Annotated in this window: 19 protein-coding genes; 13 read left to right on the top strand and 6 right to left on the bottom strand. The window is 70.4% G+C overall.

The features are described 5' to 3' along the window. Positions 1-1500, bottom strand: coding sequence for a carboxylesterase/lipase family protein (locus tag SK571_RS37135; RefSeq protein WP_319988793.1), 1500 nt, complete (start codon positions 1498-1500; stop codon positions 1-3). A 138-nt stretch (positions 1501-1638) separates the two neighbouring features. Between SK571_RS37135 and SK571_RS37130 the strand changes: the two genes are divergently transcribed. From SK571_RS37130 to SK571_RS37120, 3 genes are read left to right on the top strand one after another with little or no spacing between them, the layout of a single operon-like run. Continuing rightward, complete coding sequence (locus SK571_RS37130; RefSeq protein WP_319988792.1) at positions 1639-2310, top strand: HAD family hydrolase; 672 nt, start codon at positions 1639-1641, stop codon at positions 2308-2310. Continuing rightward, positions 2307-3311 carry a phosphotransferase family protein gene (locus tag SK571_RS37125; protein WP_319988791.1) on the top strand — a complete coding sequence of 335 codons (1005 nt, stop codon included), beginning with the start codon at positions 2307-2309 and terminating at the stop codon, positions 3309-3311. The genes SK571_RS37130 and SK571_RS37125 overlap by 4 nt, the downstream gene beginning before the upstream one ends. After that, positions 3311-4522, top strand: a complete 1212-nt coding sequence (locus tag SK571_RS37120) for an acyl-CoA dehydrogenase family protein (protein WP_319988790.1) — start codon at positions 3311-3313, stop codon at positions 4520-4522. The genes SK571_RS37125 and SK571_RS37120 overlap by 1 nt, the downstream gene beginning before the upstream one ends. Before the next feature lie 218 nt (positions 4523-4740). Here the strand turns inward: SK571_RS37120 and SK571_RS37115 are convergent, their stop codons facing one another. Further along, positions 4741-5454 carry a poly-gamma-glutamate hydrolase family protein gene (locus tag SK571_RS37115; protein ID WP_319988789.1) on the bottom strand — a complete coding sequence of 238 codons (714 nt, stop codon included), beginning with the start codon at positions 5452-5454 and terminating at the stop codon, positions 4741-4743. Positions 5455-5509: 55 nt separating this feature from the next. Beyond that, positions 5510-5941, bottom strand: a complete 432-nt coding sequence (locus SK571_RS37110; RefSeq protein WP_319988788.1) for an Hsp20/alpha crystallin family protein — start codon at positions 5939-5941, stop codon at positions 5510-5512. Positions 5942-6045: 104 nt separating this feature from the next. Between SK571_RS37110 and SK571_RS37105 the strand changes: the two genes are divergently transcribed. Next, on the top strand, positions 6046-6594 hold the full coding sequence (locus tag SK571_RS37105; RefSeq protein ID WP_319988787.1) for an HSP18 transcriptional regulator: 549 nt from the start codon (positions 6046-6048) through the stop codon (positions 6592-6594). On the opposite strand, the gene SK571_RS37100 is transcribed toward SK571_RS37105, so the two are convergent. Further along, complete coding sequence (locus SK571_RS37100) at positions 6568-7416, bottom strand: S66 peptidase family protein (RefSeq protein ID WP_319988786.1); 849 nt, start codon at positions 7414-7416, stop codon at positions 6568-6570. The two genes, SK571_RS37105 and SK571_RS37100, sit on opposite strands and share 27 nt — an antisense overlap. Beyond that, the gene (locus tag SK571_RS37095) at positions 7413-9299 is read right to left on the bottom strand and encodes a dipeptidyl-peptidase 5 (protein WP_319988785.1); all 1887 of its coding nucleotides are present in this window, start codon (positions 9297-9299) and stop codon (positions 7413-7415) included. The genes SK571_RS37100 and SK571_RS37095 overlap by 4 nt, the downstream gene beginning before the upstream one ends. Before the next feature lie 78 nt (positions 9300-9377). Here SK571_RS37095 and SK571_RS37090 point away from each other — a divergent pair, with 78 nt between their 5' ends. From SK571_RS37090 to SK571_RS37065, 6 genes are all read left to right on the top strand, one after another. Then, positions 9378-9944, top strand: coding sequence for a DUF3090 domain-containing protein (locus SK571_RS37090; protein WP_319988784.1), 567 nt, complete (start codon positions 9378-9380; stop codon positions 9942-9944). Position 9945: 1 nt separating this feature from the next. Then, positions 9946-10734, top strand: coding sequence for an SCO1664 family protein (locus SK571_RS37085; protein WP_319988783.1), 789 nt, complete (start codon positions 9946-9948; stop codon positions 10732-10734). 58 nt (positions 10735-10792) lie between these two features. Then, on the top strand, positions 10793-11827 hold the full coding sequence (locus tag SK571_RS37080) for a S66 family peptidase (RefSeq protein WP_319988782.1): 1035 nt from the start codon (positions 10793-10795) through the stop codon (positions 11825-11827). A 153-nt stretch (positions 11828-11980) separates the two neighbouring features. Then, positions 11981-12409 carry a hypothetical protein gene (locus SK571_RS37075; protein WP_319988781.1) on the top strand — a complete coding sequence of 143 codons (429 nt, stop codon included), beginning with the start codon at positions 11981-11983 and terminating at the stop codon, positions 12407-12409. Positions 12410-12414: 5 nt separating this feature from the next. Then, the gene (locus SK571_RS37070; RefSeq protein ID WP_319988780.1) at positions 12415-13116 is read left to right on the top strand and encodes a fructosamine kinase family protein; all 702 of its coding nucleotides are present in this window, start codon (positions 12415-12417) and stop codon (positions 13114-13116) included. 11 nt (positions 13117-13127) lie between these two features. Beyond that, positions 13128-13934, top strand: coding sequence for a DUF3097 domain-containing protein (locus SK571_RS37065; protein WP_319988779.1), 807 nt, complete (start codon positions 13128-13130; stop codon positions 13932-13934). A gap of 7 nt (positions 13935-13941) precedes the next feature. Here the strand turns inward: SK571_RS37065 and SK571_RS37060 are convergent, their stop codons facing one another. Then, positions 13942-14358 carry a DUF3592 domain-containing protein gene (locus tag SK571_RS37060; RefSeq protein WP_319988778.1) on the bottom strand — a complete coding sequence of 139 codons (417 nt, stop codon included), beginning with the start codon at positions 14356-14358 and terminating at the stop codon, positions 13942-13944. A 109-nt stretch (positions 14359-14467) separates the two neighbouring features. Between SK571_RS37060 and SK571_RS37055 the strand changes: the two genes are divergently transcribed. From SK571_RS37055 to SK571_RS37045, 3 genes are all read left to right on the top strand, one after another. Further along, a complete protein-coding gene (locus SK571_RS37055) occupies positions 14468-14893 on the top strand; it encodes an NfeD family protein (protein WP_319988777.1) in 426 nt (141 codons plus the stop codon). A gap of 35 nt (positions 14894-14928) precedes the next feature. Then, the gene (locus SK571_RS37050) at positions 14929-16143 is read left to right on the top strand and encodes an SPFH domain-containing protein (protein ID WP_319988852.1); all 1215 of its coding nucleotides are present in this window, start codon (positions 14929-14931) and stop codon (positions 16141-16143) included. A 182-nt stretch (positions 16144-16325) separates the two neighbouring features. Further along, complete coding sequence (locus SK571_RS37045) at positions 16326-16748, top strand: YciI family protein (protein WP_319988776.1); 423 nt, start codon at positions 16326-16328, stop codon at positions 16746-16748. Positions 16749-16761 lie beyond the last annotated feature (13 nt).

The following is a 16761-nucleotide window of genomic DNA, read 5'->3' as shown; positions in this document are numbered from 1 at the left end:
CTACAGGATGGACGACCAGAACCCGCACTGGTGATCGCGGGAGAAATCGGCGGGGCCGATCTTGCCTGCCGCGAGTGACTGCACGCCGGCCCGCCATCCCGGCTGCCCGGTGCGGGCGAAGCGGCCCCACGCCGTGATCATGTAGTCCGACAGCTCCCGCTGCCCCGCTGTGAGCGGCACGCCGAAGTCGAACAGCAGCGGCAGCTCCGAGGCGTGGAACGCGCCGTATCCGCCGGGGAACGGCGGCATGCCGGGAAGGAACATCGGCACGTCACGGTCGGCGAACTCGTACCCCGACACCCGCGCGTGCCTGCCCAGCTCCCTCCGTGTCACCTGCGAGGTGCACGACCACGACTTGTCGGTCAGCAGCCGGGCGATCTCGTCACGGGCGTCGCCGTTGCCGTTGACCGGGTACCGCGCCGCGACCTTGTCCGCGTTCGCGCCGAACAAGGACGTGAGCGTCGCGGCGTACGCCTGCTCGGGGATGGGCTGTGGGAAGGCCAGTGGTGCGAACAACGTCATCTCGTCGTGTGTCGTGCCCACCATCGTCGGTACCCGGTGCATGCGGCCGGTGCGCTGGGCCACGACCGGGTCCACCGGCAGCAGTGCCGTGTCGTAGGCGGGGGAGGAGAACGTGTCGTGCACCGTCAGCAGCTTCTCCACGGGCTGTGCCCGCAGGCACGCGAGATCGGCGCAGCCGGCCGTGCCCGCCCCGAGCCGTTCCACCTCGGTGCGCGGCTTCCACAGGTGCTCGAACGTGCCGGGCCGGGTGGAGGAGGGCGAGTCGACCCCGCACGGCCCGGACTGGATGATCGCCTTGGCGAACAACCCCGCGGCGCGCGGTGAGGCGAGCTGGGCGCAGATGCTCAGCCCGCCCGCCGACTCGCCGAACACCGTGACGTTGCGGGCGTCGCCGCCGAAGGCGCGCGCGTTGCGCTGTACCCACCGCAGGGCCGCCTGCTGGTCGGCGAGCCCGAACGTGCCCGATCCGGGCAGGCCGGGGTGGCCGAAGAACCCGAACACGCCCAGCCGGTAGTTCACCGTGACGATCACGGCGTCGTTGCGCGACGCCAGCCACCGCGCGTCGTACATCGACGCGCCACCGCTGGTGAACGAACCGCCGTGGATCCACACCATCACCGGCCGCGGCTGGTGCGTCTTGCCGGTCGGCGTGGTGACGTTGAGGTAGAGGCAGTCCTCGGTCTGGGACGGCGGGGAGCCCAGTCCGGCGCCCTGCGCGCACATGGGCGCGGGTGTCGTCGCGTCCCGCACGCCCTGCCACGGCGTCACCGGCTGCGGGTCGCGCCACCGGTTCTGCCCCACCGGGGCGGCGGCGAACGGAATGCTCCCGAACGTCCGCACCTGCTCGGTCACCGTTCCGCGCACGGTGCCCTTGTCGGTGCGGACCACCTGAGCGTCGCTTCCGGCCGTGGCCGCAGGCGTCTGGATGACGGTGAGCGTCATCGCGGCGGCCAGTGCCACCGTTGCGATCTTTGCCATCAGAACCCCCTTCGGGCTCGAACGTATCGAGGTCCGGCAGGCACGGGAACCGCACAAAGACCACATGTCGGGTCATCGAAAGGCGGAGGGCGGGATCACCTGTTGCCGACATACCGACCGGTCGGTACCCTCCGAGTCGTGGGTGACACAACAGGCAATGACCTCCCCGGCGTGAAGCGGCCCGAGGTCGACGCGCTGATCTTCGACTGGGGCGGCGTCCTGACCGTCTCCGTGCCCGAGTTCGTCGGCGCCTGGCTGCACGCCGAGGCCATCGACCGCGACGTCTACGGTCGCATCATGCGCGACTGGCTGGGCCGCGACGCGCTCCCGGGCAACCCCGTGTACCGCCTGGAGACCGGCGAGCTCACGGTGCCCGAGTTCGAACGGCTGCTCGCGGCCGAGCTGATCACCACCAGCGGCGCGGGCATCGACGAGAACGGGCTGCTCAAGCGCATGTTCGGCGGCGCCACCCCGGATCCGGCGATGGTCGAGCTCGTCCGCAAGGCCCGCGCCGCCGGCCTGCACACCGCGCTGCTGTCCAACAGCTGGGGCGAGGGCTACCCGAAGGACCTGCTGCTCGAACTGTTCGACACCGTCGTGATCAGCGGCCGGATCGGCCTGCGCAAACCCGACGAGCGCATCTACCACCACACCCTCGAGCAGGTCGGGGTCCCCGCCACGCGATCGGTGTTCTTCGACGACGCGCCCGTCAACGTCGAAGCCGCCCAGGCCGTCGGCATGCACGCCTTCCGCCACACCGGTGCGGAGAGCACCCGCGCCCACCTCGCCACCCTCGGAGTGAACCTGTGACCGACCTTCCCGGCCTCGACCTGCAGGCGCTGGCCACGCACCTGGGCACGGGCCCGCTCACGGGCGAGCTGTTCCGCGGCGGCCGCTCCAACCTCACCTACCGCATCAGCGACGGCACCCGCACCTGGGTCCTGCGCCGCCCGCCCCTGGGCCACGTCCTCGCCACCGCCCACGACATGGCCCGCGAGTTCCGCGTCATCTCCGCGCTCGCCGACACCACCGTCCCCGTGCCCGGCGCCCACCAGCTGGTCGAGGACACCTCCGTCATCGGCGCGCCCTTCTACCTCATGCAGGAGATGCCCGGCGCCGCCCTGCGCGAACGCGGCCAGTGCCCGTGGCTCACCCCCTCCGACGCCCGCGTCCTGTCCGAGCGCCTCGTCGACGTGCTCGCCGACCTGCACTCCGTCGACCCCGCCTCCGTCGGCCTGCAGGACTTCGGCCGCCCGGAGGGGTTCATGGCCCGGCAGGTCAAGCGGTGGGGCAAGCAGCTCGACGCCTCCCGCAGCCGTGAGCTGCCCGGCATCGACGAACTGCGCGACAAGCTCGCCGACACCGTCCCGGACTCGCCGCGCGCCGCGATCATCCACGGCGACTACCGCCTCGACAACGCCCTCGTCACCCAGGAACCGCTCGCCATCAGCGCCGTCCTGGACTGGGAGATGGCCACCCTCGGCGACCCGCTCGCCGACCTCGGCCTGCTCTACGTCTACTGGGCCGGCCTGGGCGTCGACAACGACCCCATCACCGGCAGCGTGCCGTCCCTGCCCGGGTTCCTGACCGCCGACGAACTCGTCGCCCGCTACACCGCCCGCACCGGCACCGACACCTCCGGCCTGGGCTGGTACATCGCCTTCGGCTACTTCAAGCTCGCCGTCATCGTCGAAGGCATCCACTTCCGCTTCGCCAGTGGCAAGACCGTCGGCGCCGGCTTCGAAAAGCTCGGCGCGTTCACCGTTCCCCTCGTGCGGCAGGGACTCGCCGCCGCCCACAAGGAGCTCTAATGGACTTCGCCTACGACGCCAAGACCGAGGAACTGCGCACCAAGCTCCTCGCGTTCATGGACGAACACGTCTACCCGGCCGAAGCGGTCCTCGAACAGCAGCTGCACGACGCCGCCGACCCGTGGGAACGCCAGCCGATCCTCGAGGAGCTCAAGGCCGAGGCCCGCCGCCAGGGCCTGTGGAACCTCTTCCTGCCGGATCCCGAGCACGGCGCGGGCCTGACGAACCTGCAGTACGCGCCGCTGGCCGAGATCACCGGCCGCAGCCCCCACCTCGCCCCCGAGGCGCTCAACTGCGCGGCCCCGGACACCGGGAACATGGAAGTGCTGACCATGTTCGGCACCGACGAGCAGAAGAAGCAGTGGTTGCAGCCCCTGCTCGACGGCGAGATCCGCTCCGCGTTCTGCATGACCGAACCCGAGGTCGCCTCCTCCGACGCGACCAACATCGCCACCCGCATCGAACGCGACGGCGACGACTACGTCATCAACGGCCGCAAGTGGTGGTCCTCGGGCGCGATGAACCCCAACTGCGCCATCTTCATCGTCATGGGCAAGACCGACCCCGACGCCGAACGTCACCGCCAGCAGGCGATGATCCTCGTCCCGCGCGACACCCCCGGCGTCACCGTCAAGCGCGCCATGCACGTCTTCGGCTACGGCGACCACGCCCACGGCGGCCACGCCGAGATCGAGTTCGTGGACGTCCGCGTCCCCGCCTCGAACCTCATCGCAGGCGAGGGCGAGGGCTTCGCCATCGCGCAGGCCCGCCTCGGCCCCGGCCGCATCCACCACTGCATGCGCCTGATCGGCATGGCCGAACGCGCCCTGGAACTGATGTGCCGCCGCGCCTCCTCGCGCGTCGCGTTCGGCAAGCCCATCGCCGCCCAGGGCGTCGTGCACGAGTGGATCGCCGAATCACGCGTCCGCATCGAACAGGCCCGGCTGCTCGTGCTCAAGACCGCGTGGCTGATGGACACCGTCGGCAACAAGGGCGCCCACACCGAGATCCAGGCCATCAAGATCGGCGTCCCGTCGATGACCGAATGGGTCCTCGACAAGGCCATCCAGGCCCACGGCGGCGCCGGCGTCAGCCAGGACTTCCCGCTCGCCGAACTGTGGGCCGCCACCCGCACCCTGCGGCTGGCCGACGGACCCGACGAGGTCCACCGCATGTCGCTGGCGAAGAGGGAACTCAGGAAGTACGTGTAAGGACAAAAGGGACCGCTCCGTGGCTTGACGGCGTCTGCAAGTACCGCCAACTCACCGTCGACGGGCACTTTTCTACTACCAACAGCGCCATCGAGCACACGTGCGGCGAACGAGTTGGGTGTAGTTGACGGCGATTCGATCACGAGTTGGTGGTACTTGCAGACGCCCACAGCACCAACGCAGTCCTCGGGTTTCGGCCATGACTACCGGCCAGGCGTTCAGTTGTTCAGCGCCTCACGCGCCGCCAGCGCCGCCCGGCAGGCGTGCACGAAGTCCCAGAACACCTCGGTCGTCGTGTGCCGCCGCGCGGGCCGCGAGTTCTCCTCGAACATCGCCGAACGCAGGGGAGTCGTCAGCTCCAGCTGCCCGCCCTGCCGCCCGCGTGTGCGGTTCGCGATGTTCGCCCGGTCGTAGCCGCCCAGGATCGGGTGGTCCACGGCGTCGATCGTGTGGAAACCCGCCCGCCGCAGCCGCGTCAGCAGCTCCAGGCGCAGCAACGCGTCCCGGCCGCCGACCAGCACCGCCCGGTCGTGGTCCTCCAGGCCCGCCGCGGCCGCCGTGCAGCCGTGCAGGCCCAGCGCGTGCGAGGCACCCGACACCAGCTGCCGCGCCACCCGGTCGTCGCAGTTCGACGACGTCACGTGCAGCTCGTCGTTCGAGGCCGTGCGCAGGCCCTCGAACATCCAGTAGTCGTGGGTCTGGCCGATCGGCACCCGCGTGGAGGGGTGGTAGCCCGCGATCGCGAGGCACAGTTCCGAGGTGCCGACCTCGATGCCGCCGCCGTGCGGGGCGAGTACGACCGACGGGGTCCGGGGCCGGTGCCGCTTGAAGCGACGCCGGTAATCCACCCGTTCCACCAGTCGGGGATCTGCGTAAAGGTCGGAATTGGACGCGTAGACGTCCAGCGCCGTCCACTGGGGCTGCGGTCTCATGGCGGGCGGAAGCCTACCGGGCGTCACCCGGACGGCCGCCGCCCGCCGGGGTGCGTCAGGCGTCGATCTGGCGCGGCGCGTCCTCGCCCGCGGAGATCGCGATCTTGCGGGGCTTCGCGCGTTCCGCGATCGGAATCCGCAGCGTCAGCACACCCGCGTCGTACTTGGCGTCGATGTGGTCGGTGTCGAGCGAGTCGCCCAGGAACAGCTGCCGCGAGAACACGCCCAGCGGCCGTTCCGACACCTGCATCTCGACGTCCTTGCCCACCGGCCGGCGCTCCGCCTTCACGGTCAGCACGTTGCGCTCGACGTCGAGGTCGATCGCGTCCGCCGGCACGCCCGGCAGGTCGAACGCCACCACGAACTCGTCACCGTCGCGGTAGGCGTCCATCGGCATCGCCGTCGGCCGCGACCACGTCCCCGCGGACCCCATCACCTGCTGCGTCAGCCGGTCCAGCTCGCGGAACGGGTCAGTGCGCATCAACATCTGACACCTCCAGTCATCACTCGTAGGACTGTCAATGCGCTGCCCCACCGTTGTAGCATGTCGTCGGAACGATGACAAGTCCCCTGCGTCATCGGGAGGATGACATGGCGAACGACTACGACGCGGTCCGGTCCGCGGCCGCGGCGCCCGGTGACGCCACCGAGGTCCTCGCGGCGTTGATGCTGCTCAGGCAGCTGCGCGACGAACTGTCCGGGTGGGAGCCCCAGCTCATCGAGGCCGCACGCGCGCTGGGCACGAGCTGGGCCGACCTCGCCCCGGCCCTCGGCGTCGCCAGCCGCCAGGCCGCCGAGAAGCGCTACCTGCGCGTGCGCCGCACAGGCGAGGGCGGCACCGGCGACGAACGCGTGCAGGCCGAACGCGACCGGCGCGCGGGAGACAAGGCCGTCACCGCGTGGGCGCAGCAGAACGCCGCCGTGCTGCGGAACCTGGCCGCCCAGGTGGGCCCGCACGACCCCGCCGTGCAACAGGCGCTCGCCGGCGAGGACGCGGCCGGCCTGCTCGGCCCTCTCGCGCAGGCCGGGCCCGGCCTGCGCGACGGGCAGCCCGGCCTCGCGCGGCAGATCGCCGACATCAGCCGGCACACCGACCAGCTGCGGGCCGACGCGCTAGAGCAGCGTCAGCCTCGCGGCTGAGGCGTCCAGCTCCGCGGTCACCCCCAGCGGCAACGACCACGAGCCCGCGCAGTGCCCGAACCCGAAATCCCCCAGGATCGGCACACCCAGCCCCGACAGCCGGTCCGCCAGCACCGCCGACACGTCACCGCAGTCCGTCCACGACCCCAGCACGATGCCCGACACCGGCTCGAACCAGCCCGCCCGCAACAGCTGCGTCAGGATCCGGTCCAGCCGGTAGGGCTCCTCACCGATGTCCTCCAGCAACGCGATCGCGCCCGGCACCGGCGGCGCCCACCGCGGCCCGCCGATCGAGGCCGCCAGCAACGCCGCGTTCCCGCCCGTCAGCACCCCGCGCGCCGTGCCCGCCACCACCGGCGTTCCCGCCGTCCACGACCGCGTGCCCGTGAACAGCACCTCGCGCAGCCGAGCCTGGGCAAGCGGATCGTCGACGAAGTCCGAGGTGCCCGGCATCGGCCCGAACACCGTGGACTGACCCACCGCGTTCAGCTCGGTGTGCAGCACCGTCACGTCCGACGAACCCACGAACACCCGCGGCGGCAGGTCCTTCCACGGCACCAGGTCCGTCATCCGCAGACACCCGTAGCCGCCGCGCACGCTGAACACCGCCGCCACGTCCGAACACCACGCCGCCACGAACTCCGCCGCCCGCGCCTCGTCGGACCCCGCCAGGTACGGCAACGACCACGGCCGCACCACCGGTGCGGTGACCTCCAGGCCCCACGACCGCAGCACCTCCGCGCCCGCGGTGATCCTCGAAGCCAGGGCCGGGCCGGCCGGTGACACCAGCGCGACCCGATCCCCGGCGCACAGCAGACTCACTCCGACAGGTCCAGCACCGGCACACCCGGAGGCACGAACCCGAACGCCTGCCCGTAGAACGACAGCTCCGCCTCCAGCGCCGTCTTGATGTTCTCGGCCATCCGGAACCCGTGCTGCTCACCCTCGAACCTCAGGTACGCGTGCGGAATGCCCGACCCGGCCAGGTCCGCGGCGAACCGGTCCGCCTGCTCCGGCGGGCAGATCTCGTCCTCCAGGCCCTGCAACAGCAGCACCGGCCCCGACACCTGACGCGCCTTCGTCGACGGCGACCGGTCCCGATAGCGGTCCGCGGCCTCCGGCAGCGTCCCGACCAGGCCCTCGACGTAGCGCGACTCGAAGTCGTGCGTCTCGCCGCCCTCCGACGTCCACCCCGCCAGATCCAGGATCGGGAACGCGACCATGCCGCACCGGTACACGTCCGTGGACGTCAGCGACGCCGCCGACGTCCAGCCGCCCGCCGAACCACCGCGGATCCCCAACCGCTTCGGGTCCGCCGTGCCCTCCGCGGCCAGCTGCTGGGCGACGAACGCGCAGTCCTGCACGTCCACCACACCCCACTGCTCGCGCAGCCGCTCGCGGAACGCCCGCCCGTAGCCGGTCGACCCGCCGTAGTTCACCGCCACCACACCGATACCGCGGCTGGTCAGGTAGGCGATGTCGCTGTCGAGCTTGGGCAGCGCACGCCCCGTCGGCCCGCCGTGCACATGCACCACGTACGGCGGCAACTCACCCTCGGGGCCCGCGAAATCCGGGTTCGACGGCGCGTACACGTACGCCGGGATCTCACCGAACACGCGTTCCACCGGCACCGGCAGGTACGCGGCCTCCGGGGACTCCTCCCCGCCGGTCAGGTAGGTCAGCTCACCGTTGGACAGGTCCAGGCGCACCACGGCGAAGTCCGACGTCGGCCCCGCCGCCGCGCAGACCACCACGCCGTCGCGCACCGACAGGTCCGGCACCCACGTCGGCAGGTCGGTCTGCACGTCGGTCACCGTCGCGGACCGCTCGTCGAGCACCGCCAGCTGCCCCGAGCGCACCACCAGGTAACGGCCCGGCGAGAGCGTCGCGAACCAGCGGTTGCCCAGCCGCCACATCGGCCCGCCCAGCTCCTCCTCGCACGGCGCCAGGTTCTTGCGCGTGCCGTCGGGGGAGACGCGGAACAGGTTCCACCAGCCGTCCGGGTCGGTCAGCGCCAGCAGGTGCTCGCCCTCCCACTCGAACTGGCACACCGCCTCCGTCGTCGACCCCGCGACCACCTCGTGGGTGGACGAACCGACCTCGGCGACGCACAGCTCGGTGCCGTCCCACGGCATCTGCGGGTGGTTCCAGCCGATCCACGCGAACCTGGTGCCGTCCGGGCTGATCTTCGGGCCGGTCATGAAGTGGTGCGAGGCGCCCAGCACACGGACCTCGCCCGCCGGGGTGATCGCCACCAGGTCACGGCGCACGTCGGTGCGCGCGTCACCGGTGACGGTCTCCCGCACGCACCACACCTCGCCGTCCGGGCCCGCCGACAGGTCGGAGTAGCGCACCCCGTGGTGCCGCTGCGGTGCCTCGGTCAACGGCTTGGGCTCGGGGGAGTCCGGGTCGAACACGTAGACGCGCTGGTCGGCCCAATGCGTGAACGCCACCCTGTCCGGCGCCAGCACCACGAACGGCCGGCCGCCGTACTCGTGCACCCGGTTGCGGGCGTTCCACGGCGCGGGCAGCACCTCCACACCGTCGCGCACCAACGCCACCCTGCCGCCCTCGGCAGGCCGGCTCTCCGCCCACCACACCTGCTCGCCGTGCAGGTCGGCCCACTGGAACCCACCTCCCGGTTTCGAGGTGTCGCCGGCGCTGATCGGCGAGGTCCAGGTCCCGTACGAAGCGATCTTCACCACAGCCCGACCCTATACGCGGAGTGTTTGGTGGGGGAGGACCTGCCGACGATCTCCGCGTGGCCTAGGGTCGTATCTGCCATGGCTCGCGTCATTCACGTATTCCGCGCACCCGACCGGTTCATCGCAGGAACCGTCGGGCAGCCCGGCGACCGCACCTTCTACCTGCAGGCCTCCGAGCAGAGCAGGTTGATCAGCGTCGCCCTGGAAAAGCAGCAGGTCCAGGTCCTCGCCGAGCGCATCGGCTCGTTGCTCGAGGAGGTGTATCGCCGCTTCGGCACCGACGTGCCCGACGACGCCCCGCCCGACGACCTCGACACCCAGCCCCTCGACGTGCCCGTCGAGGAGGAGTTCCGCGTCGGCACCATGGGGCTGGGCTGGGACGCCGAGTCCAAGGCGGTCGTCATCGAGCTCCTCGCGGTCTCCGAGGAGGAGGTCGACGAGGCCGTCGTGCTCGACGACACCGAGGAAGGCCCCGACGCCGTGCGGGTCTTCCTGTCCCCGTCCGCCGCCCGCGCCTTCGCCGAACGCGCCGACCGCGTCGTCAACGCCGGCCGCAAGCCCTGCCCGCTGTGCAACGAACCGCTCGACGCGGACGGCCACATCTGCCCCCGGCAGAACGGCTACCGCCGCACCGAAGAAGACTGACGTGGACACCTCGGCGGCCCTGCGGTTGCTCGAACACGGCCGCATCGAGGTCGAAGGCCGCCTGGTCGACGCCTCCAACGCGACCTTGTTCTGCAAGATCTCGCTGGACGGCGTCGACGCCCAGTGCGTCTACAAACCCGTGCGAGGCGAACGGCCGCTGTGGGACTTCCCCGACGGCACGCTCGCCGGCCGCGAGGTGGCCACCTACCTGATCTCCGCCGCGTCGGGCATCGGCATCGTGCCGCCCACCGTGCTGCGCCCGGGCCCGTTCGGCACCGGCATGGTCCAGCTCTGGATCGAGACCCGCGAAGAAGACGAACTCGTCGACATCATCGGCGTCGACGACGTCAAACCCGGCTGGATCCCCGTCTTCCACGCCCACGACCGCTTCGGCGACCCGGCCGTCCTCGTGCACGCCGACCACCCCCGCATCGCCGAGATGTCCGCCTTCGACGTCGTCGTCAACAACGCCGACCGCAAGGGCGGCCACGTCCTGCACGCGCTCGACGGCGCCGTGTACGGCGTCGACCACGGCATCTGCCTGCACACCGAACCCAAACTCCGCACCGTGCTGTGGGGCTGGGCCCGCGAACCCCTCCCCGAGCACGTCGTCGAGTCGCTGCGCCGCCTGAGATCCGAGCTCGACGGAACCCTGGGGGAGTCGCTGCACGACCACCTCACCCGCGCCGAAGTCCGCGCCGTCGGGGAACGGGTCGACAAGCTGCTGGCCGCCGGTGTCTACCCCGAACCGTCCGGCGACTGGCCCGCCATTCCCTGGCCCGCGTTCTAGCTCACTTGCCGGTAAATCGCGGTGATCCGCTCGCGCGGCGTCACTACGCTCGGCGACCATGCAGTTGATCAACCCGCCCAAACCCCGCCCCGGCGACCGCGTCGCGATCGTCTCCCCGGCCTCCGGCGTGGCGGGCCTGTTCCCCCAGCCCCACGAACTGGGCCTCAAGCGCCTCGAACACGACTTCGGCCTCGTCCCGGTCGAGTACCCGGCCACCCGCAAGATGGGCTCGACCCCGCGGGAACGGGCGGCCGACCTGCACGCGGCGTTCGCCGACCCGGACATCAAGGCCGTGATCGCCACGATCGGCGGCGACGACCAGATCACCGTCCTCCCGCACCTCGACGAGGACCTGATCAAGGCCAACCCCAAGCCGTTCTTCGGGCACAGCGACAACACCAACCTGCTGACGTGGCTCGCCAACCGCGGCATCACCGGCTTCTACGGCGGCAGCGTCATGGTCCAGTTCGGCCGGCCCGGCGCGATGCACCCGGCCACCGCGGACTCGCTGCGGGCCGCGCTGTTCACGCCGGGGGAGTACCGGCTCACCGAGTCCACGGCCTACGGCGACCAGGACGGTGCTTGGGACGACCCGCGCACCTTCGACGCCGAACCCGTCCTCGAACCGGGCGGCGGCTGGATCTGGCACCAGCCCCACAGCACCGTGAAAGGCCGGTCGTGGGGCGGCAACCTGGAGATCCTGTCGTGGCTGATGATGGCCGGCCGGGAGATCAACGCGCCCGAGCACTACGACGGCATGGTGCTGTTCTTCGAGACCAGTGAGGAGATGCCGTCCGCGACCGAGGTGTACCGGATCCTGCGCAACATCGGTGAACGCGGCCTGCTGGGGCGGTTCGCGGCCGTGCTCGTCGGGCGCGCCAAGGCGTGGTCGTTCACCGACCAGGACACCGGCCGCGCCGCCTACACCACCGCGCAGCGCGAGGCGGTCCTGAAGGCGTTCGCGCAGTACGCGCCCGGCACGATGATCGTGTTCGACGTCGACCTCGGCCACACCGACCCGCAGCTCGTCATCCCCGTCGGCGGCACCGTCGAGGTCGACGGCCCGGCCCGCACGATCACCGTCACCTACTGACGGTGGCGGTCATCGGTGAACTATTCCTTGCCCATTGACATCTTCCAATTGAGACAGCCCTGGGGTTTGACGGCGGATCATCGTGCCCCTATCTTCTTGAAGGCGTTCTGACCTGCATAAACATTCAAATCATGAATGCGGGACACGGGTGACATGACCTATTTCGAACGAATCGTCGTGGTGGGTGCCGCCGATCTCGGCGCCTGGGCGGCCACATGCCTCGCACGCCGGTTCGGACCCGTTCACCTGATCGGACCCGGTGCCGAGACGCTGGCCGACATCGGCGTCCGGCGCTACCCGCACGCGGTCGTGCGCGACCTCGACCTCGACACCCCCGCCGTCATCGTCGACAACGACGGCGGACGGCTGCAGCGCCTGGTGTGCGACCGGCTGCTCATCGCCGGGTGGCCCGTGCCGTTGCTGCCGGTCAACAGGTGGGTCGTCGACGGCAAGGTCGTCGTCGCCGGCGACGAGGCGGACCTGCGGCTGCTCTCCACGTGCTTCGACGCCAACGGACTGTGGCGCCCGGCGCTGGCGGACTACCAGTTCCGCCGCGAAACGGGAGCGAACTCGCTAATCTGAGTGGAGTGATCGACGACGAGGACAGAACCCGGCTGATCCGACGTTTCGGCGCTGATGTGACGGGCTGGATCGACGCGCTGCCCGACCTGGTCGCCACGCTCACCGCCCGCTGGGGCCTCACGCTCCTGCACCACATGCCCGGCGGCACCGGCACCACGTTCCTGTGCACCAACGCCGTCCTCAAACTCACCCCGGACCACGACATCGCCGTGCACGAGGCACGGGCACTGACCGCCTGGGCCCACACGCCCGCCATGGTCGACCTCCTCGACGCCGACCTCAGCCGCGGCGCGCTGCTGCTGCAACCGATCCGGCCCGGCACCCCCGCCACCGCCCCCGCGACGGTCGTCCCGCACCTGCACGAGGCGAAGCCCGCGGGGTTCCCGCCGCTCAAAGCACGCGTCGACTTCCTGTTCGAGACCGTGCTCACCCGCCGGACCGGCACCTACTACGCCACCGAACACCACCGCGCCCGCAAACTCGCCGGCGACAACGTCAAACCCGTGCTGCTGCACGGCGACATGCACCCCGGCAACGTCCTGCAAGGCCCGGACGGACCGGTCGCGATCGACCCGCGGGCCTGCGTCGGCGACCCGGCGATCGACTGGCTCGACTTCGTGCACGGCGGACACGACCTGCACGGCGCCGATGTGGACCTCGACCGCGTCCACGAGTGGCTCACCGCCTTCAAACCGTTCTACGGCTAACCTTGCGAGCCGTGCGTTCCCACGACTACGGCCGCGACATCCTCTCGACCCCGAAGCGCAAGAAGGTCCCCGAGATCGCGGCCGAACCCGGCCTCGTCGTCGAGGACCCCGCCAGCGGCTTCTGCGGGGCCGTCGTGAAGTTCGAGTACGGCCAGGTCGTCCTGGAGGACCGCCACGGCCGCCACCGCCTGTTCCCGCTGCGCCCCGCCGGGTTCCTCGTCGACGGACACCCCGTCACCCTGGTCAAGCCCGCACCGCAGGCGCCCAAGCAGAAGATCACCGCGTCCGGCTCGGTCAAGGTCGAAGGCCTGCGCGCCCAGACCGCCAAGGCCAGCCGCATCTGGGTCGAGGGCAAGCACGACGCCGAGCTCGTCGAACGCGTCTGGGGCCACGACCTGCGCGTCGAAGGCATCGTCGTGGAACCCCTGCACGGCGTCGACGAACTCCCGCAGCGCATCGCCGAGTTCGGCACCGCGCCCCACCGCCGCCTCGGCGTCCTGGTCGACCACCTCGTCGCCAACTCCAAGGAACAGCGCGTCGTCGATCAGATCCGCGACGACAACGTGCTGGTCACCGGCCACCCCTACGTCGACATCTGGCAGGCCGTGAAGCCCCAGGCCGTCAAGATCAAGGCCTGGCCCGTCGTGCCGCGCGGCGTCGACTGGAAGACCGGCGTGTGCGCCCAGCTGGGCTGGGGTGAGACGTGGGAGGGCTGGCAGCGCGTCCTCGGTGCGGTCTCCAGCTACCGCGACATCGAGTCCGACCTGCTCGGCGCCGTCGAACGGCTCATCGACTTCGTCACCGTCCCCCAGGACTGACCGCGCCTCAGCCGGAGCGGCGCTGGCGAGTCCACGCGATGAGGTTCACACCGAGCGCACCGACCGCCACGACGCCCAGCATCACGCCCAGCACCCAGAACACCTGGTCGTTGTCGGCCAGCGCGGAGTCCACGACCCGCCCGTCACGCAGGTCGTAGCGCACGGTCACGCGTGTACCTGGCTGGTGGGCGGACCCGTTCTCCGACAACGTCTCGACCTGCTTCGAGCCGTCGGGCAGCGAGTACTCGACCTTCACCGAGACGCTCTTGCCGGACTTCAGCCGCTCCAGCACCGTCGCCTCGGAACTGGCCCAGGACCGCTGCTCGGCCGAGGACTGCAACACGATCACCAGCCCCACCACCGCGCCCGCGAGCACGAGCCCGGACACGAACCGGCCCGTGCGGGACCTCACCGACTTCGCCATCACGCCTCCTTCGCCCAGAACATCTGCCGTTGATCGATTTCGTTACGGTCCGGGGCCCAGCACGGTGAATCTCGGACCCCGGTGCTCCCCGTTGGTGTATGCATGGGCCATGGCCGCCCTGATCTGGCTGATCGTCGGGATACTGCTCGTCGTCGCCGAGGTTCTCTCCGGTGACTTCGTGCTGGTCATGCTCGGCGCCGCCGCGCTGGCCGCGGCAGGCGTGTCCGTACTGGGTGTTCCCGACCTGGTGAGCGTGCTCGTCTTCGCGGCCTCGTCGGTGGGCCTGATCGTCGCGGCCCGGCCGCTGCTCAAGAAGCGGCTGCAGCTCGGCTCCGGCATCCGGATGCACCACGAGGCACTGCTGGGCGGCAGGGCCGTCGCGGTGACGCAGGTGACCGAGCACGGCGGGCAGGTCAAGATCGGCGGCGACACCTGGAGCGCACGCACCCTCGACGGGTCCGTGGTCGAAGAAGGCGAAGCCGTCACCGTTGTCGAGATCTCGGGCGCCGTCGCCGTGGTGATAGCCGCGATGTGAGCGCCCGCAGGAGGGTGTGAACCGAGTTGGACCCGATCACCGCTGTGATCGCCGCCGTCATCGCGATCTTCGTGCTGACCATCGCCGTCAAATCCGTGCTGGTCATCCCGCAGGCGCAGGCCGCCGTCATCGAACGCCTCGGCCGCTACCGCAACACCGCGGCACCCGGCCTGAACATCATGGTCCCGTTCATCGACAAGGTGCGCGCCCGCATCGACCTGCGCGAGCAGGTCGTGTCGTTCCCGCCCCAGCCGGTGATCACCCAGGACAACCTGACCGTGTCCATCGACACCGTCGTGTACTTCCAGGTCACCGAACCGCGCTCCGCGGTGTACGAGATCTCCAACTACATCGTCGGTGTCGAGCAGCTCACCATCACGACGCTGCGCAACCTCGTCGGTGGCATGAGCCTCGAAGAGACGCTGACCTCGCGTGACCACATCAACGGTCAGCTGCGCGGGGTGCTCGACGAGGCCACCGGCCGCTGGGGCCTGCGCGTCGCCCGCGTCGAGCTCAAGTCCATCGACCCGCCGCCCTCCATCCAGGACTCGATGGAGAAGCAGATGCGCGCCGACCGCGAGAAGCGCGCCATGATCCTCACCGCCGAGGGCCAGCGCGAGTCGTCGATCAAGACCGCGGAAGGCCAGAAGCAGTCGCAGATCCTCGCCGCCGAGGGTGGCAAGCAGGCCGCGATCCTGTCCGCCGAGGGTGAGCGGCAGTCGCAGATCCTGCGGGCGCAGGGTGAACGTGCCGCCCGCTACCTGCAGGCGCAGGGTCAGGCCAAGGCCATCGAGAAGGTGTTCGCCGCGATCAAGGCGGGCAAGCCCACGCCGGAGGTGCTGGCCTACCAGTACCTGCAGACGCTGCCGCAGATGGCGCAGGGCGACGCGAACAAGGTCTGGATGATCCCGTCCGACTACGGCAAGGCCCTCGAGGGGTTCGCCCGCATGCTGGGCGCACCCGGCGACGACGGCGTGTTCCGCTACGAGCCCCCGGCCACCGACGAGGGTGAGACCTCACGCCCGGAGGACGAGGACGAGTCGGTCGCCGCCTGGTTCGACCTCAAGTCCGACCCGAAGGTCGCCGAGGCCGTCGCCGCCGCGGAGGCGGTGGCACGTCAGGAGGTGCCCGGTCCGCTCAGCGGCATGCCGCGTCCGGTCGCCGGCACCTCGCCGCTGCCGGAACTGGCCGGGTCCGACTTCGAGACCGAGCAGCCCCGGTCGCTGCACCAGCCGGGCGACCAGGTCTGACCGAACGACACACCGAGCGGCCCATCCCGATCACCGGGGTGGGCTGCTCAGTCGTCTCACCAGCGAAAACAGAAACTTCTGAGAAAATTCCGCGTCGTGTGTCGATCGAACACCCCGCCCGTTCGACCTGAGCGTGAAAGGGTCCACAACGGACCCGCACGAACCCACTGGGAGAGATCGAAATGAAGTTCATGCTGATCTGGCGCGTGACCTCCGACGAGGCCTGGGGCAACCTCGGTGAGATCGACTTCGACCAGATGCTCGAGAGCGTCGGCAAGTTCAACGAGGAGCTGATCGAGGCCGGGGTCCTGATCGCCGCCGAGGGTCTCGCCCCCGCCGAGGAGGGCGTGGTCGTCGACTTCTCCTCCGAGCCGCCCGTGGTCACCGACGGCCCGTACGGGGAGACCAAGGAGCTGTTCAACGGCTTCTACCTGATCAACGTCCCCACCATCCAGGACGCCGTCGAGTGGGCCAAGCGCACGCCGATGACCGCGGCCGGGTTCAAGACCGAGATCCGCCGCGTGCCCACGATCGACGAGTTCCCGCAGGACAACGAGTGGATCAAGAAGGAACGGGCCTGGCGCGAGTCCACCGGCCAGCTCTGACCCACCGCGTCTG

The sequence above is a fragment of the Lentzea kristufekii genome, from assembly GCF_033949925.1.
Lineage (GTDB): Bacteria > Actinomycetota > Actinomycetes > Mycobacteriales > Pseudonocardiaceae > Lentzea > Lentzea kristufekii.
This window is presented reverse-complemented; position numbering and strand designations above follow the sequence as displayed.